The organism is Psychrobacter sp. 78a-MNA-CIBAN-0178 (assembly GCF_040309625.1).
GTDB classification, from domain to species: Bacteria; Pseudomonadota; Gammaproteobacteria; order Pseudomonadales; family Moraxellaceae; genus Psychrobacter; species Psychrobacter okhotskensis.
Genome location: NZ_JBEOOZ010000002.1, coordinates 1 through 24,411, shown reverse-complemented (window position 1 = coordinate 24,411; position 24,411 = coordinate 1). Strand labels below are relative to the sequence as shown.

The following is a 24,411-nucleotide window of genomic DNA, read 5'->3' as shown; positions in this document are numbered from 1 at the left end:
TCTATTAACAACCTTTTATCCACTCAGCAACTGACGGCAGCGCTCGATTACGGGCGCATCGACCATCTGACCTGCTATTTTAAACACCGCTTGTCCGCTTCTGTCGTACTCTTCTAGCACTTGTTTGGCAAATGACAATTCGCTCTCTGTTGGTTGTAAAGATGCTTGCACGGTGGCGACTTGCTTGGGATGAATACACAGCATCCCTGACATGCCCATCTGTGACCAAAGCTGTACTGTAGCACTTAAACCTTCGTCGTCCTTAAAGTCAGGATAAACCGTATCAATAGGCGCTAATAATTGATGTACTGTTGCCGTTAAGATTAATTGATAGCGAATCTGATTGGCGATGATGTCTGCTGCTGGCGTTCCAACAGTGACACCCAAGTCATTACACAAATCTAAAAAACCATAGCTGAATGTCAACAGCCCGGACGCTTTTGCCATCGCCTCTACCTGATGCAAACCAAGCGCACTTTCTATTAAAGCAATTACCGATAAGCCAGTGGCTTGGTAAATTGCTTCAATATCTGATGCTTGTTCGGCTTTTGCCAATACGATACCCGCCAGATTAGGCAACTGCTGGCACAATGCTAAATCTTTTTTACACTCATCACTACTCGCTTTATTGATACGTAGCCAAATCGGCTGCAGGTTTTGTAAATTATCCTGCTCATTATAATAGTTTTTTATAGATTCGCGAGCTTGCGCTTTGTCCTCGTAGGCAACCGCATCTTCTAGATCGACAATCACCGCATCTGCGCCACTAGCAAAGGCTTTTGCTACTCTATCGATTCGAGTCGCTGGGACAAATAGCCACGTCTTCGTATTTATATAACTGTTTACTACTGCGTTATGATGAGGCTGCTTTTTATCTTTAATAGGATTTTTCATTGTTGTTTCTATTGTTGCTTTCATAGTTACCCTCACGATTAATCGCCCGTAGTCATCAGTCTATTTGGGGTGAGCATTTATGTTATGGCTTTGATTTTTTGCTATGAGCTTTGCGGTAATGACTGGGTGATTGCCCATAACGCCGCTTGAATGCACCACTAAACGAGTGATCCGACGCATAGCCTACCAGTTCGCTAATCTTGCTAATTGAATATTGTTCTTGCCGCAAAAACCTTGCCGCCAGTCGCAAGCGATAGTGACTCAGATATGCCAGCGGCGTGATACCAACTGACTGCTTAAAGCGCTCATTAAGTCCTGAGCGCGACAGACCTGATGCTTTCGCTAAACCCTGTAGTGTCCAAGCATCTTCTGGGTAACGATGTATCAAATATAGGGTATCTGATAGACAAGGATCTTTTAGGGCGGCCAGCCAATTGCCATTTTCATCTCCGTTACTAGTAATGTTATTTTCAACACTGTTGTCGGTATCATTGTCTATCTGCCATGGATGATCAATCCACGATGGCGTACTGTTTAAGGCATTATCTGTAGTGTGATTTATGTTGTCATTAAATCCTGATGCCATTTCTAGCTGTTCGACATACTCGCGTATACACTCAATCATCAGCATGCCAGCCAAGCGCTCAAGCATCGTAGTCTTGCCGGGACGCTGCAAGCTCACTTCTAATAAGAAAAACTGCAATCCAATATGCACTACATCATTATAAGCCGAGTGCTTTTGGGTCACTGGCGGTAAACTGGCAGGCAACGCGGATAGCAAAGGTCTTGCCATATCGGTGTCAAACTGACTGCGTACCACAATAAATTGTGCCTCGTTATCTTGCACATGGTTAGTTTGAACATGATTACCTTGGGCAATAACTTTATGACCGCTATCTGTATTATTAATCTCTAAGCTAATTTGACCTTCAGTGTGTGCGGGCATGAGCGTTTTGACTGTGATATTGGATACTATTGGCGCTGATTGACACGTATAACTGTCCTGTGTGGTCAACATTACCATGTTGTTGGCTGTGATGATTTTCCTGTCATGATTACCACTGCCATAGCATAGATGTACCTCGCCACTGACGATCACAATGAAGGTCAGATAGTCCTGTCTATTCTGTACCAGTTGCCAAGTGCCGCGTGCATTAACAGTGATATATTGCACCTTTTGCAAATGCATCTCATCAAACAGTCGACTTAAAATATCCATGTCTCAACCCAATCCCAACTACTCGCTTTAAAAAGCGTTATTAGCGCTAATTACTATATATATATACGCTATGTATAAGCCCTAACATAACGAAGTCTGACGATTAAATCTGCATATACTTTCATTTTTGGACGCAAAGTGAGATTTTTTTGTCAATCAACGCCGTTTTCAAGACTATCAAAGGTCATAATAAATTATCAGAATGTTGATTGATAATACATAAACTAAATCGTTTCTGACACCGTATCCGTTTTATATAGGACTCACTATATAGTCATTTCAATATAATTTGGATACAAGGAAAACGAGTGAAAGTCTTATAAATAGCAGACTAAGCGAGACTGATACCGTATCTAATTTATAGAGAATTGACTATACAAGGACTGTATAATGACTAAGACATTAAGCGCTAAAAAACATGCCATCATTCAAGATGCGATGGATGGGTCACTATGGCGCGACCCAAAAAGGAGGTTTTGGCTGTGTAGTCCATCACTGCCTCTATTAGGCTGCTTGTTCGCTTTAGGATTACGAGATCAAAAGGGCTTCGAGCTTAAAAATACAGCGCTGGCTTGGGGAGGCACTATCTTGATCCACGGTATCATCCCGTTGGCAGATGTGTTGGTCGGTCGTGATGATAGCAACCCGCCTGATAGCGCTATGCAAGCGCTTGCCCAAGACCCCTATTATAAGTGGATTGCTCATGCTTTTATACCGTTACAATATATGGCTTTTGGTCTGCTGGCTTATCAGTATAGTCAGCGAAAGTTGCCTTGGTATAATCGCTTAGGAGTGGCATTGACGGCAGGAATCGGCAGTGGTATTGCGATTAATACCGCCCATGAGCTTGGTCATAAGTCTGACCACCTAAACCGTACTTTGGCACGTATCAGTCTTGCGCCAGCGGCTTATGGACATTTCGCCATAGAGCATAATTTCGGTCATCACCGCTGGGTGGCGACCCCAAAAGATCCAGCCAGTAGCAAGTACAACGAGAGCTTTTGGCAGTTTTTACCGCGCACAGTGTTCGGTGGCCTACGTTCCGCTGTAAGCATTGAAAATGAGCGGCTCGCCCGTCGACATAAAGGCTTTTGGAACAAAGACAACGAGCTGTTGCAAGGTTGGGCGATGTCGGCGGTACTTTATGCCACTCTTTATAAGGCTTTTGGCAAAAAAATCCTACTCTTTATAGGGTTGCAAGCAGTATATGGCTTTAGCCTGTTAGAAGTGGTGAATTATCTAGAGCACTACGGTCTGCTCAGAGAACAAGACGACAACGGCCGCTTTGAGCGCACACAGCCCGAGCACAGCTGGAACAGCAATCACACCGTGACCAATTTGTTTTTGTATCAATTGCAGCGCCATTCTGACCACCACGCACATCCAAGCCGCGCCTATCAGTTGCTCAGACATTTTGAGGAAGCCCCGCAACTGCCGATAGGCTATGCCACGATGATTATGCCCGCCTATATCCCGCCACTGTGGTTTGCCATTATGAATAAGCGTGTCAGAACACATTATAATAATGATATGAGTAAGGTTAATATGCATTCCAAACCATTAAGCCCATTAATGCAGCGCACGACGAATACGTTTGAGAAAGGCTTACAGCTATTAGATCGCGTCATGGCAAAACGTGCGAGTAGATAAATTTAAAATAGTGAGTCAAAAGTAGTGAACTAAAATTAATAAACATTGAGACATAAAAAAAACACGTTATTAAGTAACGTGTTTTTTATTATAAAAATATAGCGATAGTTATAACTAGATTAAGCCAACATACCGCCATCAACCACCACCGTTGCGCCCGTAGTATAACTTGAAGCGTCAGATACGAGATACAATACTGTACCAGCCATCTCATCAGGATGGGCAACACGTCCTAACGGAATTGCATGGAGCGCCATCTTTAAGACTTTATCATTAGTTGTTAAAGCAGAGGCAAACTTAGTATCAGTTAAGCCTGGCAATAACGCATTGACGCGAATATTTAACGGCCCACATTCTTTGGCGAAAGCTTTGGTCATGCTAATGACAGCAGCTTTGGTGATTGAGTAGATACCTTGCTTATCACCAGCGACTAAGCCATTGACCGAGGCAGTATTTAAAATTACGCCGCCGCCCTGCTCGCGCATCATCTTACCAGCAGCTGTCGACATAAAGAAATAGCCACGAATATTGACTTCGACGGTCTTATCAAAAGCTGCTAAATCCGTATCTAAGATATGGCCATAATAAGGGTTTGCCGCGGCATTATTGACTAAAATATCAATTTGACCAAATTCGCTTTTGATATGCTCAAAGATAGCAGCAATCTGCTCCATTTCCCCTACGTGGCAAGCAAAGGCACTGGCTTTATGACCATCAGCGATGATGCTATCGGCAACCGCTTGGCAAGCGTCAATCTTACGGCTAGAGACAATGACATGTGCGCCTCTTGACGCTAACAGACGGGCGATAGATTCACCAATACCACGGCTAGCACCAGTGACTAAAGCAATCTTGCCGGTTAAATCGAATAAATCTTTCATTATTATTCCTTATATTTTTTTTAAATTAGCAGTTCAGTTTTAAATTTTTTTATCATCAACACTTAATCAGTGATAGTCGAAAAACTGCAAATCCATTACAAGGCAGCCGAGCGTAGATATTACGAATAGTAAATCAAGCGAGGCTAACGCCGTAATGATTTAGCAGTTATTTGACTATTAAGCCAACATTCCACCATCAAGGGTAAACGCATGACCATTCATAAAACTACTTTCATCGCTTGCAAGCCACGCAATCGCGCCAGATACCTCATCAACTGTCCCCAAACGGCGTAATGGACTGGCATTAATAGTTGCTTTTTGGGCGCGCTCGTTCATCTTCGCCATGGTATTCTGCACCATAGGTGTATCGATAAAGCTTGGACATACCGCGTTAAAACGAATATTGACGCGCGCATATTCATGGGCAGCAGACTTGGTCAGACCCATCACGCCATGTTTGGCAGCGCTATAAGCTGACAATAAAGGCGCAGAACGAAGTCCTGCGATTGATGCAACATTAATCACATGTCCACCGCCATTTGGTGCCATACATGCAACCGCCGCACGCATACAATGCCAGACGCCTTTCAGGTTGACGGCGATATTACGATCAAAATCATCATCGCTTAGCTCATGCATCGGTGCTGGCTTATGATCGATACCCGCATTATTTACTACGACATCAAGACCACCCAACGTTTCCATGGCAAAGGCGAATAAGGTGCGTACTTCATCACCACTGGTAACATCGACTTTTTTAAAGACGATACTATTGCCCGCATCTTGACCTTGCTTAGCAACGGCTGCGCCCATCTCTTCTGCCATATCACCGATCACGACTTTTGCGCCGCGACTGGCTAGCAATAACGCACTTGCCGCACCAATGCCAGACGCACCGCCTGTGATTAAAATACGTTTACCAGAAACGTTACTGGCTACGTCTGATGCAATTCCATTTGTATTCAGTGTCATGATTTATCCCTCTACCTTAAGTACCAGTTTGCCGAAGTTTTCACCTTTAAAGAGCATCATCAAGGTATCAGGGAAAGTCTCGATACCTTCAACGATATGATCTTTTACTTTCATATCACCTGACTGAATCCAGCCAGCAATCTCTTTCATCGCGATTGGATATTCTTTGATATTATCAAAGACAACGATGCCTTCCATACGGGCACGATTGACCAATAATGACAGATAGTTTGACGGCCCTTTTACCGCTGTGGTGTTGTTATATTGGCTAATCGCACCGCAAATCACGATACGCGCGCGCAGATTAATTTGGGTAAGGACGTCATTTAAGATATCGCCGCCTACGTTGTCAAAGAAGACATCGACACCGTTTGGACAGGCTTGCTTTAAGCCTTTTTTGACATCCTCATTTTTATAATCTACCGCAGCATCGAAGCCTAGCTCATCGACTAGGAATTTGCATTTCTCAGCACCGCCTGCGATACCAACGACTCGGCAGCCTTTTAGTTTAGCAATCTGTCCAACCAAACCACCAACCGCACCCGCAGCACCAGAGACGACCACCGTCTCGCCAGCTTTTGGCTCACCTGTTTTTAATAAGCCAAAGTAACCGGTCATACCCGGCATACCGAGCACGCCTAAGTAATAAGATAAGGGTGCAAGGTTTGGATCAACTTTGTATAAACCAGTACCATCACTAACTGCATACGACTGCACGCCATTGTGACCACAGACATAATCGCCGACGGCAAACTTCTCATGCTTACTTTCAATCACTTCGCCCACGGTACCCGCGCGCATGACATCACCAATCTGTACCGGTTCGATATAAGATTTGGCATCGTTTAACCAGCCACGCATCGCTGGATCCATCGAGATATATTCAATTTTTATCAGTAACTGACCGTCTGTGATGGTCGGTAGTTCTGACTCGGTATAATCCCAAGTCTCCGCACTCGGTGCGCCAACAGGTCTTTCTTTTAAACGCCACTGCTTATTCATTGTTGTCATTATTTATTCCTTTAAATTTTTATAAAAAGCCATTGGTATCGTTTGCTTAAAAAGAGTTTATTCAAAATAAGCCAAATATATTAAAAAGCGTTCTTCTGGGATAAATTTTTCTCGCTTGCTGTGCGCTTTGCACTCCAGAGGCTTCGAAAAATTCATCCCAGCATCACATTAGTCGTATTGTTCAGGCATGTTCTTATATTGAAAACATTCCAAACAATTACTTAAAACCATTCTGCTTGCATATTGGTACATACCGCATTGTCATTATTTAGCAGTTCGATATCACGATTGATTAACGGCAACTCCCAATCGATAAAGTATTTTGCTGCTTGGATTTTACCTTGATAGAAGTTTTGCTTTTCAATATCTGTTGTCTCGCTTAGCAATTGCTCAGCTTTACTCGCTTGGCGAATCCAAATCCAGCTGACCACGATAGAGGCAAAGATATTCATTAGTGCTTGTGCGTTACCCGTTAATGTAAGTGCTTTTTCCGTTTGCAGGATTTTGCTTAGATGTACCAATACTTCATGCAGATGACCCATATAAGGCATCAATTTACCGGCAAGTTTGGCGGTTTCTGGTGTGCTGATACTTTCTAAGTCTTGGGTAATTTCACGTTTTAGAATTTGAATACCAAGACCCTTGTTTTGCCATAACTTACGGAATGACAAATCTAACGCTTGCACGCCATTTGTGCCTTCATGAATGGGATTGAGACGATTGTCACGCCAAAACTGCTCGGCTTGATATTCACGCGTATAACCTGCGCCGCCCAATACTTGAATGCCTAAATCATTGGCTTTTGGACCATATTCAGATGGCCATGCTTTTAACACTGGCGTGAGCAAGTCCAATAACTCTGATAGCTCAGCTTTTAGTGTTGCATCTTCACAAGTATTGATACGGTCGATCAGGTTTGAGCCGTATAAACACAGCGAGATACCGCCCTCGCTATAGGCTTTTTGCGCCAACAACATACGCTTCACATCGCCATGCTGGATAATCGCCGTTGCTGCATCTTCAGGCTTATTATTGGGCGCGATTCTGCCCTGTGTTCTGTCTTTGGCATAATCGAGCGAGTATTGATAACCACGATAGCCAATCATCGCTGCGCCAAAGCCAACCGCGATGCGCGCTTCATTCATCATCTTAAACATATAACGCAGACCAAAATGCTCTTCGCCGATAAGATAGCCATAGCACTCGCCTGCATCACCAAAGCTTAATGCCGTGGAAGTCGCGCCTCGATAGCCAAGCTTATGAATGAGTCCGGTTAAATGTACATCATTGCGCTCGCCGACCGATGCATCGTCATTTAAACGATACTTCGGCACGGCAAATAAAGAAATACCTTTGACGCCACCAGGACCGCCGGGCACTTTAGCTAAGACCAAATGCACGATATTGTCAGACAATTCGTGATCGCCTGCTGAGATATAAATCTTGCTGCCTTTTACGCGATAGCTGCCGTCGTCTTGTTTAACAGCGGTAGTTTTGATATCGGCAAGCGATGAGCCAGCATGCGGCTCGGTTAACGCCATGGTGCCGGTAAATTCACCCGTTAGCATACGCGGCATAAAGGCATTTTTAATCTCATCACTGGCGAAATGTGAGATAACATTAATCGCCGCCGTGGTCAAAAACGGATAAGCCGTCGTTGATGGGTTGGCCGCCATAAAATAGCCTGCCACTGCGGTCATAACCGTTTCGGGTAATTGCATGCCACCATCGTCAAAGCTATAACGACCAGCGATGAAACCCGACTCGCGGAACGCATCAAAGGCGACTTTTACGTCACTTATCATGCTGACTTTTTTGCCATCGAACTGTGGCTCGTTTTTATCTGCCACATGGTTATGGGGCAAGAATAAATTGGTCGCGATTTTATTGGCGGTGCCTAATACCGCATCAAAGGTTTCGCGGCTGTGTTCTGCAAACTTCGGATGCTCGGTTAAATGTTCAGTGCCCAATACATCATATAGTTGGAACGGTAACTCAAAGTCATTGATAAGCGTATCTGCTGCCATAGTATTCTCGTTAACTCATTAAATTTGATGATTCATTGATATTAATCTAATTTAACGCCTTGCCGTATTGTCATTTATGACATAATTATGGTCAAATAAGACATCTTCTCTAACCTATAGTGAGTGAATTTCAAATTACGTATCGTGCGGCTGGTGAATATCAGCTATAAATTTGCATACACTTAAAGGAAGCCAAATTTTGCCCTACTTCAAACCATTTAAAGTGATTATCGTTGGCTTCGATGGCGTGCTCGGTAGTGTGCTTGCTGGGGCGCTAGATTTATTTTCGTTTACTGGCGTCAGCTGGCAGCGATTCTTGGATGAGGCAGTAGAACCAAGGTTTGACGTGCAGATTGCAAGCTTAGGTGGCGCGGATATCAGATGCAGCAACCGTTTGATTATGCGAGCGCATTGCGATATTCAGGAAGTCACAGAGTGCGACTTACTATTAATTCCAACCATTGGCGATTCAATTGATAAAGTATTGAGCCAAAATAGCGATTTAATTTCACACATCAAGCGACTGGCGAATACCAAGGCGGATATCGCTAGTAATTGTAGCGGGGCTTTCTTTTTGGCAAAAGCAGGCTTGCTCGATGGCAAAGTAGCCACCACCCATTGGGGTTATGCCCGTAAGTTTAAGACCGATTTTCCATTGGTTGATTTGCAGGAAAACCAGTTTGTCACTCAATCAAAGAATCAATCTGGCAATATATTCTGTGCGGCAGGCGGTAGCGCCTTTTATGACTTGGGACTATTATTAATCGAGCGGTATTGCGGACGTGAGATTTCTACCCAAGTGGCAAAAACTCAAATTATTGATAGTAAACGCGGCAATCAAAACAGCTATACCAATGTAACCTTGCATAAACCACATGCTGACCAGTTGGTTAAGCAGGTACAAGAATTTATCGAGGAAAACTTCAAACAACCTATGCAGGTGAGCAATTTGGCTGCTATGGTGAATATCACCCCGCGCACCTTAAACAGGCGTTTTCAGTCATGCGTTACTATGCGCCCAATTGAGTATATTCAAGCAGTACGAATTGAGCAGGCCAAGCGCTTACTGGAATTGGGCGATGTGACGATAAAATCGCTAGCTGAGCAAGTCGGCTATGATGATATCTCGTCATTTACGCGGCTGTTTAAACGCGCTACTGAGCTAACCCCGAAAGAATATCAGGATAAATTTTCACGACTGGCGATTTAACTTGATAGTAGACTTTTTAGAAGTAATACGTGGCTGCAATAAATTTATCACAGCAACAATTTTTATATAATTCATTCGATATAAAAACGATACAGCGAGATGAAACGTTGTTTTTTGTAGCCTCTGTCGGCGTAGGCACAGCACGCAAGAAAAACAACGTTTCATTGAGCGACCTGATAACTACGTATCTGATTTATTTGGATTTGACTATAGGCTTAAACTTTTTTGCCACAAGCCTTCGACATGAATGGCATCGGCTTTAATCGTTGGATAATCGCTAAATGCCAATTGATAGCCACCAACTGTATTTGGACTAATCTGACACATCGCGCCAAGTGTAAAGCTGTGCTTTTGCCCAATATGACCAAAGCGCATGCCGCTATAAATCGGCAATCCTGTCAGCTGATGCAATTGACGAATGACGGTGGCGACATCATAACGCTTATCATAACTGTCCTCACCGCTACCCGATAACGCACCGAATACAATCGCTTGCTGACCTTTAAACACCCCTGCCAAATACAAATCATAGAGCATGCGCTCGATGCGGTAAGCTTGCTCGCCGACGTCTTCTAAAAATACGATACCGCCAGCAATACGTGGCAAATACTCACTACCTGCCAGCGCCGATACCACGCTTAGATTGCCACCCCACATAGTGCCGGTTAGATTTTTTGGCTCAGAATTTGTCAGAATACTGGGTAAATTTACACTGGTTAACGACGCATCTGCTATATTGATAGTCAGATTGGGATTGGTTAATGCTTCTACAAATTGGCGACAGCTGACTTGGTCGGGTTTGGTTTTGCCAAACTCGCTATAGAGCATCGGCGCGGCAAGTGAGCTCATACCGCCTTTTGCCAGTAGCGCACACTGAATCGCGGTCACATCGCTAAAGCCCGCCAGTATCGTGCCGCGCTCCTTCATAATACGACCTAAAGTTGACCAATCAACCATCGGCAATAAACGCATCGCACCATAGCCGCCGCGTACACCAAGTAGCAGTTTAGGCGCTTTAATCGCACCCGTAGCAATGTTTTGCAAATCACTAGCGCGCTGCGAATCTGTACCTGCAAAGCGTAAATACTGCCGTTTGGTAATCGCAGGATTATCCACCTTAAAGCCCGCACAAGCCATGCGATCTAACGCCAACTCATTACGCTCGTCACTACCGCCGACATTGGAGCTGGCAAAAAGCCGCGTCTCAATATTTGGCGTGATACAACTCGTTTGCACCTGCAATGTTTCGGGCGCTGCTTGTTGTGCTTGTCCTGATGGCAGGCTCTCATCCATCAACGCCGTTGGCAGATCATCTTTGGTAAATTGCGTGCTGTTATCTTGCCCAGTAGTATTAGCAGCCAGTGCTTGAGTAATGCTTTGGGTCGCTAACAGCCCTGCCCCTGCGCTGATTCCGACTTGACGTAAAAACTGGCGACGATTCAGCTCAGAAAATTTCTTAGTCATTATTCTACCTTTTTTGCCATGCAGCTAGGGTCTGTTGGACAGACGTCTTTAGCACACGTTAAATATTTGTTTTATAAGATCTCATAAACTGGATTATAACGCAGGTTTGGACAATATCGCGTCTTAGGATGGTTTAGCTCAGCTCAATCTATCGCTGCTATAGTCAACAAAACGATACAGAATCACTCACAGTCTTATTTGGCTGAAGTCGCTACTCTTGTTATAGTAAAGGGCGTTCAATAGTCTTTAACAAAAAATAAGGAATATGAGTATGGCTGACAAAGAGAAAGATAATAAAAGCCTGATAGACAGTATTAAGGTCATTTTAGGTAAAGAAGATAAGCTCAATGACCAGCTCGAAAACGGTCGCGGCCTTGAGCGTTATGCTAAGGATTTGCTACTGCTGATGAGTTTAGTCAAAGATTATTATCAAGGCAACTATCGCAATATTCCCTACAAAACTATTTCTGCGGCAGTGGTCGGTCTGCTCTATGTCCTGAACCCTATTGACATCATTCCAGATTTTATTCCCTTTATCGGTCAAATCGATGATGCATTGGTACTGAAATTTTGTCTCAAGCTCATGGAAAAAGACTTGCGCAAGTACAAAACTTGGAAAGACAAGCAGACAGCGTCTAAAGATGAAGACTCTAATAAAGACGATGCCTCAAAGCCTACCGATAAAAAGTTAGAAGATAACAATAAGGATATGGATAAAGAAGGTAAAGAGTCTAAGAAGTAATATAGTGGCTTAGTAATCGCTATTAAACGATATATTCAGCGTGCTTCTATAGTATTATTTGTGATAAAGAAACGGTCAATGAGCTATTCATTGACCGTTTCTTGGTATTAAATTAACGACACTTTTATCTGTGTTATCTATCAAAGTTACCTGTCAAAAAATCATTAATCCGGCACATCATAACGGGCTTTTTCTGGATTAAGACCGAATGAATAGACAAAGGTTGCAACGAGGCTGTTTATAACGATGAATGGTAAATCGATAACAGTATGTCCGAGTAAATAACGCCCCATGAGCCATGAAACAATCAGCATAATAATAAAAAAACCGCCTAGATACGCTAAGATGGTGGGATGCTTAAGATTATAAGGCTGTTCAGGCTTTTTATCGAGTACGTATGTTCTGACTGCCCAACCAGCAGCATAAGAAAACCCGCCTAACACCACATAACTAAAAAAATTCATATTACCTGACTCTAATGACTTAACTACTTATTAAGAAAAGACTGTTTATAAAAAAGGACTATTTATAAGAAAGAATATCTATAATCAATGATACTTGCTTAGCTGTCTGTACCGACATTATCAATAATAATATTGGCATGAGGGTTGGCTAAAATATCGGTATTAACCTCATCACATTCCACGCGATAGATGGTATTAGCACCGCGATAAATATAAGATAAATACTCACTATCCAGTAGCGGATCGATATTAGCATAGACAGGCTTAATATGAGCCAGCACTAACACTCTATCGGGACGACCGATGACAGCATCGACATTGTCAGGATCTATAGAGAAAAACTTGGGTATGTCGCTATTTTCCAGTACTTCTAACGGCTCGGCATCATCCCAAACGCGCTTGGCACTAGCAGGCTCTTTCATTTGCATCACCCAAGCCCCGTCCTGTTGACTGACTTTTATTTGCGCAGGCTCGTCATGGCTAACGGTATAACACCCTTCAAAAACAGATAGGTCTGCTACCGCTTCAACCGCTTCGGTATCAGCTTGGGTATTACTGTCATTACAAGCACTCAAGAGTAACGCGCTGCTTGCTGTGATACTGACCATCAAAAGCATCAATCTTTTATTATAAAAAACGTTTGAGCGTAAGGACATAATAGGGTTATCCTGCATTCATGCATTAAAACTGTTAGGAAAAAAGCTATTGTTAATCAGTGTCGCTAATTATTGATGGCGAAAAATCAGCCCTTAAAATCATTATTGAAATAACTATTCGTGCTATTTTTGATTCATTCTTTTTTAAAGCCATATAGCTACTTTAAGCATGACCATAAGAATTTCTATTTAGTGCTATTTAGCAGTGGCAGTATACTCGTACTCGTGCCGTCAGAGGCTAGTCACCTTAGCGCAATACCGCCTATTTTAACAGAAAACTGTAGAGTTACTATTATGATATGTGGTTTTGCGATTTTGTGCGTTACGATCGCCCATATCAGCGATAGATTTGTTATACTCAAGCGCAGTTAAGTGACGCGCCACTATCGTTTTGATAGCGCTTATAAAATCGCTTAATCTACCCTACGTTTATCATTTATTAGGTCACAACGTTTTTATGTCAGACAATCGTACCTCTACGCCGCATAGCCATAAAGACCACACGATTGATCCGTTGGCTGCAAAAGAAAACACCACCGTCGCCTATACCGATGGCGCTTGTAAAGGCAACCCGGGGGCTGGTGGTTGGGGCGCACATCTTATATTTAGCGACGGACATACACAAGATTTATATGGTGGTGCTAAGGAAACGACCAATAATCGTATGGAGCTGATGGGCGCGATAAAAGCATTAACCCACAGTCCACATGAGCACAAACTTGAGATTTGGACAGACTCCAGCTATGTTAAAAAAGGCATTACTGAGTGGATTGAAGGTTGGAAAAAAAGAGGCTGGAAAACGGCCAGCAAAAAACCAGTCGCCAATCAAGATCTTTGGCAGCAATTGGATACGCTATGCCAAAAGCGCAAGGTTGACTGGCACTGGGTAAAGGGTCATGCTGGTCATGCTGGTAACGAAAAGGCAGATGAGCTGGCCAACTTGGGTGTGACATCCAGCAGTGAAGCATCATCGCCCATAGAGTCGCAAGAAACGGCTAAAAAAAAAGAGCAAATAATGCCTGATAAAGCGCAAAGCGCCTCTAATAATGATGACTGGCTAAAATATGACCCGTTAGGTCTTGATATGGATGACGAACTTGACGAAGAAGCCTTCAATGAAGAGCTCGATGATGAACCATTCGTCAACCCTCTATTAGACGAAAAAAGCCATGATAATGCTAGCAAACCAATGAGTACCACCGATATGCCAGAAGAAGCCCAGACGATGACGACTGACACCATAATAAATAGTGATAATCCAGACATGGCAACTGATGAGCCAAAATTTGATGGTGACACCAGTCGTGCCAATCCCTATTTTAAGCCATTGCTACCCAAGCCGATACACCGTCACGAGTCCGATCGCCAGCTCATTATGGATACCGAGACCACCGGACTTGATCCACAAAAAGGCGACCGTATCATTGAAGTTGGTATTGTTGAGATGATCGGGCGCAAATTCACTGGTGAAAAGCTACACGTCTATATCAACCCGCAGCGCGGGATGGATGAAGAAGTGATTCGCATTCATGGTATCTCTGAAGCGTTTTTAACCGACAAGCCAACCTTTGATCAAGTCGCTCAGTCGCTCTATGACTTTATGGACGGTGCCGAAATCATCGCTCACAACGCCACCTTTGATATGAACTTCTTAAACATGGAGTTCGCTAAAGTTGGCATGCATGACTTTGCACAGCGAGTAAAAGTCACTGACTCGCTAGTCATGGCCAAACAGCAATATCCAGGACAAAAAAACACCCTAGATGCCCTCGTGCGCCGCTTAGATGTCGGTAAACAAGACCGTACTTTCCACGGGGCATTATTGGATTCCGAGATTTTAGCTGAAGTCTATCTAGCAATGACGGGCGGTCAGGTCACCCTCGCCATCGAAGAAGACTCACAAGCAGACGGCGGACAAACAGCCCACGCCAGCTTTGCTAATTTGGCGTCCTTATTATTAGTGTCACCCACCGATGAGATGGCCAGCCAGCAATGGTATAGCGAGTTGGCCGAACAATATCCTGAATTAAAAGCAAACATGTAGCACGTGATTAAAATAACCTCTTATACTGACATTTGGATACGGTAGTCTTGATTGTTATAAGCGTTAGCCTTTACGCATAAACGCCTGTTAACTCATCCTCTAAATGATCGCTATTTTCATCAGTACGTTATGGAAAAACACCTATGAACCAGTCTGCCCAAATGAAATTAACTGCTCCCACGCTTAGCGTTACTGACTTTAATTTGCCATCGCTACATTTGTTGCATGATGAAATTATCGTCACCCTTAAAGACACTGAGATTCATCTAAGCGAATTTAACGATGATAACAGTCAAGCGCCTTTATTATTAGACTCTATTACCGTGCTAAAGCAGCTGTCTTGTATTTTTGAGCTGATTTCTTTGGTTGGTGCAGAAGTGTTAAATACCGCCATCGTCAATGGTCTGCAGCGCCTTTATGACAGTGGTGATAATAATGATACTGCCTTGATTATGGATTTATCAGAAGCCATCATGACCCTCGATCGTTATGTGGAATTTGTACTGTTGACAGAGTCAATAGAGCCGACTTTATTATTACCAATCATTAATAAGCTTAATGCTCATGGGCAGCTAGCGCCAATCGAATCAGATTATTTTGCGAAGTTTGGTAGTAGTAGTGTCATTATTGCCAACCCTGAAAAGAACTTTCAGCCCTTACAAGAGCTTAACCTTGACAGTGAGCTACTGACGTATGCGTATCGTAGTGGTCTTGGTATTGCACTGCTCAACCAAGATGGCGTAGTGACTCAAGACGCTCAGAAAAAATTAGATGCCATGAGTGCTGCTTGTGCTTTGATAGCTGCTCAGAGCAAGAGTCTATTCTGGCAAGCTGCCGCCGCCGCTGTCACTGATATCGCGACCATTTTGCCGCTTAACCTCAGCCAAAAGCATACGCTTATTTATTTAGAGCAGCAGTTCCAGAGCTATCTACCTATCATGGACACGCGTTTTGCTGATCTAGTCAGCTTTGCCTGTCAGCGTGATAATGAAGCGGCGCAACTGCTGCGTGAACAATATGCGGTCAACCAATTAGAAGACCCACAGCGCGAACAAATGAAGCGCTTCTTATTCGGTCCTAACCGCGCGCTGACAGACACTTTAAACGCTATTATTCAGACTCAAATCAATACGATTAAAGAAGATGTGGATAGCTACGCGCGTGGTGATTCGCTCAATCCTGCTGATATGCAGACGGCACAAATTATCGAACAGCTGACGGTACTGGGCTCAGCATTACGCTTGTTGGGACTGTCAAATGCCGCGAGCAGCCTGAGTACAGCAGCCGACGCGGTAAGCAAGTGGCGTGCGCCCTCGCCTGAAGATTTCGATCATTTACTCTTGGCATTGATGCATGCTGAAAACGCCACTATTTCCATGGCTGAGATGCATACCCCTGGGGCTATCTATCTGCCGCTGAACAACCCCCATATCTCATTGCATCAGCTCAATACTGCCTATGATACGTTAATACAAGAAAGTCGTACGGCTATCGCCAGTGCTGAGCAAGCGATTAATGATTATTTATCTGAGCCTGAGCGCGATATGCTCAATATTCAGAATATACCTGAAATGCTACGCCAAGTGGCAGGCGCGGTACGCTTTTTGCAACTGCCGACCCCAGCTAGCATGCTGAGCCAATTGGCCAATTATATACAGCAGCGCATCGAAAGCGGACACCGTATCGATGATAGTACGCTGGCTTATATCGCTGATGTGATTATGGCTGTCGATCATCATTTAGATGGTTTTGAGCACAATCGTCCCGTGAGTAAACAGGCGCTTGATGTTGGTCAACAAAGCTTAAGCCACTTACTTGCCGCTTAAGAATGATAGCGGCGACGGCGCTGTGATAACGATTGATTTTGAATGTTACTTTTGAATGTTACTTTTGAATGTTACTTTTGAAATAGTTACTTCAAAACAGCCACTTAAAGCAAGTTCGCTCTTCATTTGCTACGTACTTACTTTAGACTGTTTGGAAACCTGCTTATGACTCGCGCTTTTGTATTTAGTGATGATACCCTCCTCTGCCGTCAGACGATTGACGGTTGGTGGCCATTACAAATCCAACTACCACCATCGTCAAATGCAAACGACAATGGCAACCTACCAGTGCCCGCCTATCAAATAGGCAACGTCGCCCTACTCGAAAGCCTAGCGCCACATCACTGGCAGTCTGATGCTGATAATAGGGTTAATGATGGTACAGAGAATTTAGTTGTTACTGAGTCTGAGGCTGCCACTTTTACTGCACCAGTAGCCAATGCCATCACTTATGACTATGCGATCGCGCATGATATCGTATTGCCTATTACTGCAGAGGGCAGCGGGAACGCTTTTGTGCCGTATCGACAGCTTATCACCCAGCTACCTGCCGCCTTATCGGCTCAGATTAGCCAAGCAATACAGTTGTTACGCTGGCAAACCGATACGCAGTTTTGTAGTCGCTGCGCATCCCCAGTCGTTCATGCCACAGCAGATGAGCGCGCCATGGTCTGTCCAGTATGCCGATTACGCCAATACCCCCGTGTCCAGCCTTGCGTTATCACGGCTATCACTCGCCCCAATCCACAGACGGGAGAGATGCAAATTTTGCTCGCACACCACCACCGCCATGGAGAACAAAAACGTCCTCTCATGTACGGCTTGATTGCAGGTTTTGTAGAAGTGGGTGAAAGTCTAGAGCATGCGGTCGTTCGTGAAGTGGCAGAAGAGGTCAACATCAGCCTATCAGATATTCGCTATGTCAGCAGTCAGCCATGGCCATTTCCTTCCAATTTAATGCTTGGTTTTCGCGCATCTTATGCGGCTGGCGATATTGTAATACAAGAAGATGAGCTGTCGCACGCCGATTTTTTTGACCTCTCTAATCTGCCCAAAATACCGTTTAAGGGCAGCATTGCCTACGAGCTGATTGCCAAGATTGCCCATGAGCAAGGCATCGCACTATAGTAGGTTGACTATATAACTAGATTAAAAGACAATCATTTCAATATTTATATCTATTTTAATAACGACAGTCTTGATGACTGATGTTAAGGTTTTTAATTAAATGCAAAGCAGTCGTAATATTCGCCTAATCAATCTGCCAATCCTGTTCGATACCTTGCGTATCGAGACATTGCCTGCTGATATGCAGGCAAAAATTGCCCGTATTGATGCCTGTCTGCCGCAGACGCAGTGCGGTCTGTGCGAACATCCGGACGGTTGCTTGCCTTATGCTACCGCGATTGTAGTGGATAACGAGCCATACAATAAATGTGTGCCGGGCGGTCAACCAGTTACTGATGCTATTGCGCAAATCGTCAATCCCGCCAGCGCTACAACAACCCTTAGAGCCGCGCCATCTCAGTGGCCGATAGACGCCACATCGACGCGACCGACCGAGGTACGTGCCGTTATCCGTGAAGATGACTGTATCGGCTGCACCAAATGCATACCCGCCTGTCCTGTTGACGCCATCGTCGGTACTGGCAAGCACATGCATACTATTTTTACGGACTTGTGCACGGGCTGCGAGCTTTGTATCGCCCCTTGCCCAGTCGATTGCATTGACCTAGTCACAATTGAGCGCGAGCTGTCTATCTCTGAGCGCGAGGCAGAACAAGAGGATTTAAGGCTGCGCTATCATACGCACCTTAGGCGCGTCACTGAGCAGCTTGCTGACAGCAGCAATAGCAAGCCTGTTGTCAGTATGGTAGAGGCAAAACTGAATAATGCCGCCAGTCAGTCTATAGATATCAGTGAAGCTCAAGCAAAAAACACCATTGCCGCTGCCAAGCTGCGCAGTAAAATTAAAAAATTAGAAAAGCAGTTAAATGTGCGTCCAAATGAGCGCAAAAAAATAGAACTTGAAGGATTAAAAACTGAACTTGCACAACTTTAATAGCGAGTACTCACTTCTGAATAACCAACGAATAAAATCATAGTAAAAATACCATGAGTAAAACTGTCAAACACAAAACTGCCGATACCCCGCCGTCTCGGCGTATGCCCAATCGTGACGTCCGTCCGTTCTTTGAAAAGTTGGCAGCAACGATTGATGAGCCGGTCACGGAATTACATTATAGAAGTAATTTTGAGCTACTGATTGCCGTCATCTTATCGGCACAAGCGACGGATGTCAGTGTCAATATTGCCACCAAGCAATTATATCCTGTGGCGAATACCCCTGAAGCCATCTTGGCATTGGGTGAAGAGGGTTTAAAATCCTATATAAAAAATATTGGCTTATATAATGCCAAAGCCAAAAACGTCATTAAAACCTGCCAAGATTTGATTGAGAAATTTAATAGTACCGTTCCTGATAATCGTAAGGACTTAGAATCACTCGCTGGCGTTGGACGTAAAACTGCCAATGTGGTCTTAAATACCGCTTTTGGGCAGCTGACCATGGCAGTCGATACGCATATCTTTCGCGTCGGCAATCGTACTGGCCTCGCCACTGGTAAAAACGTGTTAATCGTTGAAAACAAGCTGGTCGAACGTATCCCAGATGACTTTATCGTAGATGCGCATCATTATCTGATTTTGCATGGCCGCTATACCTGTCAGGCTCGCACACCCAAATGCGGTGCTTGCCCTGTTTATGAGGAATGTATGTTTAAGGACAAAGCCAAGTTTTTAGAACTATAGCTTTCAGGATTATATTTTTTGGAATTGTAGTTTTTAAGATTATAGTTTTTAAGATCATAGTTTTTGGAATTATAACCATTCTTTATTTAGAATTAAGGAATCCTAATGCATACGCTGACTGCTCTACTCTTTGATGATTTTGAAACTTTGGATTTGTTTGGGCCTATCGAGATGTTTGGCTGCTTGCCTGAGCACTATCGTCTGCAATTTGCCTCACTGAGTGGTGGTATCATTCGCAGTAAGCATGGCGTTGCGATGCAAACGGTCGCTGTCACAGAATTGGCGTATCAGACTGATATTGTATTGATGGTTGGCGGGATGGGTACTCGCCAGCAAGTCTATCACAAGCCGTTTTTGCAGGCGCTTAGGGCATTGGTTGAGCACGCTGATTGGGCGCTTAGCGTTTGTACAGGCAGTGCATTATTGGCTAAAGCTGGTGTTCTGGATGGCAAGCGCGCAACGTCTAATAAGCTCTCATGGCAATGGGTAATATCGCAGTCTGATAAAGTTGATTGGGTAGAGCAAGCGCGCTGGGTCGTCGATGGCAAGTTTTATACTTCTTCAGGGGTTAGTGCTGGCATGGATATGGCGCTTGGCTTTATCACTGATAGACATGATATAGAGACGGCTCGTCAGATCGCTCACTATACTGAATATCGCTGGCAAGAAAATAGCGATATTGATGACTTTTACCGTGGCTAACCCATGCCTAGTTACTTCTTAGTATTATCCATCGCTAGAGTTTTCACTCAATTCACGGTAAAATGTCATAATTTTTTGATTCACTTTTGCCTTATTTTTCCGTTAACATTTAATCATGACTGAGTTTATAGATTACAGTCCTTGCCATTAAGCGATCCAACTATGCGCGAATACAACTTATTTACCTCAGAATCTGTGAGCGAAGGCCATCCTGATAAAATGGCTGACCAAATATCAGACGCTATCCTTGATGCCATCTTACGTGAAGATCTTCATGCCCGCGTTGCCTGCGAAACTTTGGTTAAAACCGGTGCCGTGATATTGGCAGGTGAAGTGACCACGACGGCAAATATCGATGTTGAGCGTATCGTACGTGATACCGTCAATGGTATCGGTTATCACCATTCAGACTTGGGTTTTGATGGCGAGACCTGTGCGGTCATCAACATGCTTGGTAAGCAATCTCCAGAAATTGCCCAAGGTGTCGATCGTAGCGATCCTGAAGAGCAAGGTGCAGGCGATCAAGGCTTGATGTTTGGCTATGCCAGCAACGAGACTGAAGTATTGATGCCAGCCCCTATTGAATATGCCCATCGCTTAATGGAGCGTCAGTCTGAGTTACGCCGCGCAGGTGAGCTACCATGGTTACGTCCCGATGCCAAGGCGCAAGTGACCTTAAAATATGATGGCACTCGTCCTATTGCTATCGATGCTGTCGTCCTATCGACCCAGCATGACCCTAGTATCTCGCAGGCAGATCTGCAAGAAGCGGTGATGGAATCTATCATTAAGCAAGTATTACCAGCGGATCTACTGCATGCTGGCACTCGCTACCATATCAATCCCACGGGCAAATTTGTCATTGGTGGGCCAGTTGGTGATGCTGGATTAACAGGTCGTAAAATCATCGTTGATACTTATGGCGGCATGGCACGTCATGGCGGCGGCGCTTTTAGTGGCAAAGACCCTTCAAAAGTAGATCGCAGCGCCGCTTATGCCGTGCGTTATGTGGCCAAAAACATCGTCGCTGCGGGACTGGCTGACCGCTGTGAAGTACAAGTGAGCTATGCCATTGGGGTCGCTGAACCGACGTCTATCTCGGTCAACACCTTTGGTACTAGCAACATCAGCCATGACGAGATCATTCGCCTGATTCGTACCCATTTTGATCTGCGCCCTTATGGCATTACCCGTATGCTGAACTTATTGCAGCCTATGTATCAGCAGACTGCGACGTTTGGCCATTTCGGTCGTCCCGGCTCTGAAACTGCCTTTACGTGGGAAAAAACAGACAAAGCTGAAATCTTAAAAGCAGACGCAGGGTTGTAAAATATTACCTGATGCCCCTTAGTCTCTTACATACAGACCGTCTCTATAAATTGAAAATTACCGATACTTATTAGGAATTGCTTATGTCTCAAGACAATATTCAAGACAGCAACACTCAAGACAACAATGTTGATGCTAATGTTGAAATCACCCCTGAAATGCAGGCATTTTATCAACGTGCGGATGCCATCATCGGTGTAGCAAACAGTCAATTGGGACCTGATGCTCATTCAGGTCAAGTCGGCGCGTCTTTATTGTACGCCGCCGCGCGTTATAGCGCCTCAGTGGCCTCTATCGGTTTTGTTAAAGGCGATGACTTTGCCAAAGAAAAAGACGATATCGTCGAGTTCTATGTCAAACAATATCGCCAGATGCTAAGTGATAACTTAACCGATTATGCGCAAAACTTTGATAAATACGTTCAACTCAATCAAGATGATAAAGTTGCTAAATAAGTCTTCTTAAATCTATGAGATATCGTTAAATATTAAACCCAAGTCTAATAGTAGGCTTGGGTTTTTTATTGACCTTATTAAAGTAGCTGAATAAAAAGTCCCAGCACAAGGCTGGGACTTTTACGTTTTATGGTACTTTTAGCAGATAGCTAGGCTATTAATCATTAGGCTCAATGATTTTTGGTGGACCTGTCAGTAAACCTTCGTCGCGGAACTCATTGGCTGAGTTATGCTCTGCCGATTCTTCGGTGATAAACCACTGCTGCTGACGATACAAAATCAATCTATCGCGGCTCAATCCCCGCAGTAGTGAATACATCATGATTAATATGACAACGGCAAAGGGAAAGCCTGAGACAATAGAGGCTGCCTGTAGCGCACCCAAACCGCCTGCCGCTAACAATACCGCCGCAATCACACCTTCTGTCCCTGCCCAGAATAAACGCTGAATCTTCGGTGGATTGGTATCGCCGCCTGAAGTCAGCATATCAATGACAAAACTGGCTGAATCTGACGAAGTAACGAACCAAAGAACAATCATCACGACAATCAACAAGTTAAGCGCTGAAGTAAATGGATAAGACTCCATTAGCTTAAAGATGGCACTACCCGTATCTGCTTGCACAGCTTCAACCAGACCAGGACTGGCCATATTAGGATCAATCGCTGCCATCAGCTCCATATGTACCGCTGAACCACCAAAAGCGGTGAACCATAAGAATAAAATGGTAATAGGGATTAATAACACGCCTAGTATGAACTCACGAATGGTACGACCACGCGAGATACGAGCGACGAATACACCGACGAATGGCGACCAGCTAATCCACCATGCCCAATAGAATACTGTCCATGATGACTGCCAGTTTTCTTGACCTTCATAAGACTCTGTCCACAGACCCAAAGGAATCACTTGATGTAAGTAATTACCAATGTTTTCAACGAAGCTGTTAAAAATAAACTGCGTGGGACCTAAGATAATGACAAAGCTTAACAGTACAATTGTGAAGAAAATATTGATGTCACTTAAGCGCTTGATACCTTTATCAAGACCCATCAAGAGCGACATGCCTGCCAACATAGTAATGAACGCAATCAAAATGATCTGTACGGTAATGTTATTCGGAATACCGAATAGCGTCTCAAGACCGGAGTTAATCTGCAGCACCCCAAGACCTAAGGTAGTCACCACGCCAAACATGGTACCGAATACCGCAAGTGTATCAACTGTATGCCCCATAGGACCATAGATTTTTTTACCGATTAACGGATACAGCGTCGAGCGAATCGCTAATGGCAAGCCAACACGGTAGTGAAAATACGCCAAAGCCAAGGCTACAATGCCATAGATTGCCCAGACGTGTAGGCCATAATGCAAGAATGAGATATTCATCGCTTGTTTGGCCGCTGCAATGGTTTCAGCTTCACCCAATGGCGGTGCCATAAAGTGATACAACGGCTCAGCGGTACCCCAATAGAGCAAGCCAATACCGATACCTGCCGAAAACAGCATCCCAATCCAAGAGACTAAATTATACTCTGGCTTCTCTGTTTGGTGCCCAAGCCTGATATCGCCGTATCGGCTAAATATCAAATAAATACTCATGAGCAGAGCTAAGTTGACCACCACAATAAAAAACCAACCAAAGCGCATAGAAACAAAGGCTTTTGCTTGGTTAAATACCAGCTCTGCTTGCTCGTTAAAAAAAGCACCAAAAATAATGAACGCGACGATCAAAATCGCCGAGGTTAAAAACACGGGTTTACTTACCCGTGGAAAAGGGCCCAGACGGCCAACTTTAACGTGATCCATTTAATAATCTCAATTTTTTAGGATGCCAACCTTAACAAGATACTTACGAACTATCAAATTAGGTTAACAACCATTTATTGTTATAAAGCAAAAAATCCTAAGATATCGGTTTATCTTAGGATTTTTTACGGCTTAGATTAACACATGAAGTGCAATACCAAATATGAGGTGAAAAAAAGACCTAGATGCGCTAGCATCAAAGTCTTTATCCACCGACCAAAGTGAGATTGCAACCATGAAC

General features: G+C 44.1%; 21 protein-coding genes. 11 read left to right on the top strand and 10 right to left on the bottom strand.

What is annotated here, in order from left to right; all coding sequences use genetic code 11:
* Nucleotides 1-15: 15 nt before the first annotated feature.
* Nucleotides 16-894: an HpcH/HpaI aldolase/citrate lyase family protein gene (locus AAEY80_RS01875; protein WP_350587819.1), complete on the bottom strand. Its 879-nt coding sequence runs from the start codon at nt 892-894 to the stop codon at nt 16-18.
* 82 nt (nt 895-976) lie between these two features.
* Nucleotides 977-2,113: an AraC family transcriptional regulator gene (locus AAEY80_RS01870; RefSeq protein ID WP_350587818.1), complete on the bottom strand. Its 1,137-nt coding sequence runs from the start codon at nt 2,111-2,113 to the stop codon at nt 977-979.
* Nucleotides 2,114-2,503: 390 nt separating this feature from the next.
* On the opposite strand from AAEY80_RS01870, the gene AAEY80_RS01865 reads away from it, so the two are divergent.
* Nucleotides 2,504-3,763, top strand: coding sequence for an alkane 1-monooxygenase (locus AAEY80_RS01865; RefSeq protein ID WP_350587817.1), 1,260 nt, complete (start codon nt 2,504-2,506; stop codon nt 3,761-3,763).
* Between the two features lie 119 nt (nt 3,764-3,882).
* On the opposite strand, the gene AAEY80_RS01860 is transcribed toward AAEY80_RS01865, so the two are convergent.
* The 4 genes from AAEY80_RS01860 to AAEY80_RS01845 all read right to left on the bottom strand — a co-directional run bounded on the left by AAEY80_RS01860 (nt 3,883) and on the right by AAEY80_RS01845 (nt 8,654).
* Nucleotides 3,883-4,644 carry an SDR family oxidoreductase gene (locus AAEY80_RS01860; RefSeq protein ID WP_502945548.1) on the bottom strand — a complete coding sequence of 254 codons (762 nt, stop codon included), beginning with the start codon at nt 4,642-4,644 and terminating at the stop codon, nt 3,883-3,885.
* 177 nt (nt 4,645-4,821) lie between these two features.
* Complete coding sequence (locus AAEY80_RS01855; RefSeq protein ID WP_350587816.1) at nt 4,822-5,616, bottom strand: SDR family NAD(P)-dependent oxidoreductase; 795 nt, start codon at nt 5,614-5,616, stop codon at nt 4,822-4,824.
* A 3-nt stretch (nt 5,617-5,619) separates the two neighbouring features.
* Entirely contained in the window at nt 5,620-6,627 is a 1,008-nt protein-coding gene (locus AAEY80_RS01850; protein ID WP_010198539.1) for an NADP-dependent oxidoreductase, read from the bottom strand.
* Nucleotides 6,628-6,848: 221 nt separating this feature from the next.
* The gene (locus AAEY80_RS01845) at nt 6,849-8,654 is read right to left on the bottom strand and encodes an acyl-CoA dehydrogenase (RefSeq protein ID WP_201583996.1); all 1,806 of its coding nucleotides are present in this window, start codon (nt 8,652-8,654) and stop codon (nt 6,849-6,851) included.
* 199 nt (nt 8,655-8,853) lie between these two features.
* On the opposite strand from AAEY80_RS01845, the gene AAEY80_RS01840 reads away from it, so the two are divergent.
* Nucleotides 8,854-9,864: a GlxA family transcriptional regulator gene (locus AAEY80_RS01840; protein WP_201583994.1), complete on the top strand. Its 1,011-nt coding sequence runs from the start codon at nt 8,854-8,856 to the stop codon at nt 9,862-9,864.
* A 207-nt stretch (nt 9,865-10,071) separates the two neighbouring features.
* Here the strand turns inward: AAEY80_RS01840 and AAEY80_RS01835 are convergent, their stop codons facing one another.
* Nucleotides 10,072-11,328 carry an LD-carboxypeptidase gene (locus tag AAEY80_RS01835; protein ID WP_350587815.1) on the bottom strand — a complete coding sequence of 419 codons (1,257 nt, stop codon included), beginning with the start codon at nt 11,326-11,328 and terminating at the stop codon, nt 10,072-10,074.
* Between the two features lie 271 nt (nt 11,329-11,599).
* On the opposite strand from AAEY80_RS01835, the gene AAEY80_RS01830 reads away from it, so the two are divergent.
* Nucleotides 11,600-12,070: a YkvA family protein gene (locus AAEY80_RS01830; protein ID WP_350587814.1), complete on the top strand. Its 471-nt coding sequence runs from the start codon at nt 11,600-11,602 to the stop codon at nt 12,068-12,070.
* A 164-nt stretch (nt 12,071-12,234) separates the two neighbouring features.
* Here AAEY80_RS01830 and AAEY80_RS01825 read toward each other — a convergent pair whose 3' ends face one another.
* The gene (locus tag AAEY80_RS01825) at nt 12,235-12,534 is read right to left on the bottom strand and encodes a hypothetical protein (RefSeq protein ID WP_350587813.1); all 300 of its coding nucleotides are present in this window, start codon (nt 12,532-12,534) and stop codon (nt 12,235-12,237) included.
* A gap of 98 nt (nt 12,535-12,632) precedes the next feature.
* Nucleotides 12,633-13,190: a hypothetical protein gene (locus AAEY80_RS01820; protein WP_350587812.1), complete on the bottom strand. Its 558-nt coding sequence runs from the start codon at nt 13,188-13,190 to the stop codon at nt 12,633-12,635.
* A 457-nt stretch (nt 13,191-13,647) separates the two neighbouring features.
* Between AAEY80_RS01820 and dnaQ the strand changes: the two genes are divergently transcribed.
* The 8 genes from dnaQ (at nt 13,648) to AAEY80_RS01780 (ending at nt 22,357) form a co-directional block, all read left to right on the top strand.
* The gene (gene dnaQ / locus AAEY80_RS01815; RefSeq protein WP_350587811.1) at nt 13,648-15,234 is read left to right on the top strand and encodes a DNA polymerase III subunit epsilon; all 1,587 of its coding nucleotides are present in this window, start codon (nt 13,648-13,650) and stop codon (nt 15,232-15,234) included.
* A 143-nt stretch (nt 15,235-15,377) separates the two neighbouring features.
* Entirely contained in the window at nt 15,378-17,060 is a 1,683-nt protein-coding gene (locus tag AAEY80_RS01810) for a hypothetical protein (RefSeq protein WP_350587810.1), read from the top strand.
* A gap of 165 nt (nt 17,061-17,225) precedes the next feature.
* Nucleotides 17,226-18,188 (top strand): NAD(+) diphosphatase, encoded by a 963-nt coding sequence (nudC, locus tag AAEY80_RS01805; protein WP_350587809.1) that lies wholly within the window; start codon nt 17,226-17,228, stop codon nt 18,186-18,188.
* A 100-nt stretch (nt 18,189-18,288) separates the two neighbouring features.
* Nucleotides 18,289-19,122: an RnfABCDGE type electron transport complex subunit B gene (locus AAEY80_RS01800; RefSeq protein WP_350587808.1), complete on the top strand. Its 834-nt coding sequence runs from the start codon at nt 18,289-18,291 to the stop codon at nt 19,120-19,122.
* Between the two features lie 104 nt (nt 19,123-19,226).
* A complete protein-coding gene (gene nth / locus AAEY80_RS01795) occupies nt 19,227-19,871 on the top strand; it encodes an endonuclease III (RefSeq protein WP_502945549.1) in 645 nt (214 codons plus the stop codon).
* A 105-nt stretch (nt 19,872-19,976) separates the two neighbouring features.
* Nucleotides 19,977-20,573, top strand: a complete 597-nt coding sequence (locus tag AAEY80_RS01790) for a DJ-1/PfpI family protein (protein WP_101212026.1) — start codon at nt 19,977-19,979, stop codon at nt 20,571-20,573.
* Nucleotides 20,574-20,735: 162 nt separating this feature from the next.
* Nucleotides 20,736-21,902 (top strand): methionine adenosyltransferase, encoded by a 1,167-nt coding sequence (metK, locus tag AAEY80_RS01785; RefSeq protein WP_025650834.1) that lies wholly within the window; start codon nt 20,736-20,738, stop codon nt 21,900-21,902.
* A 158-nt stretch (nt 21,903-22,060) separates the two neighbouring features.
* Nucleotides 22,061-22,357, top strand: coding sequence for a DUF3144 domain-containing protein (locus AAEY80_RS01780; protein WP_173239734.1), 297 nt, complete (start codon nt 22,061-22,063; stop codon nt 22,355-22,357).
* A 157-nt stretch (nt 22,358-22,514) separates the two neighbouring features.
* Here AAEY80_RS01780 and AAEY80_RS01775 read toward each other — a convergent pair whose 3' ends face one another.
* Nucleotides 22,515-24,170 carry a BCCT family transporter gene (locus tag AAEY80_RS01775; RefSeq protein WP_025651074.1) on the bottom strand — a complete coding sequence of 552 codons (1,656 nt, stop codon included), beginning with the start codon at nt 24,168-24,170 and terminating at the stop codon, nt 22,515-22,517.
* Between the last annotated feature and the right edge of the window lie 241 nt (nt 24,171-24,411).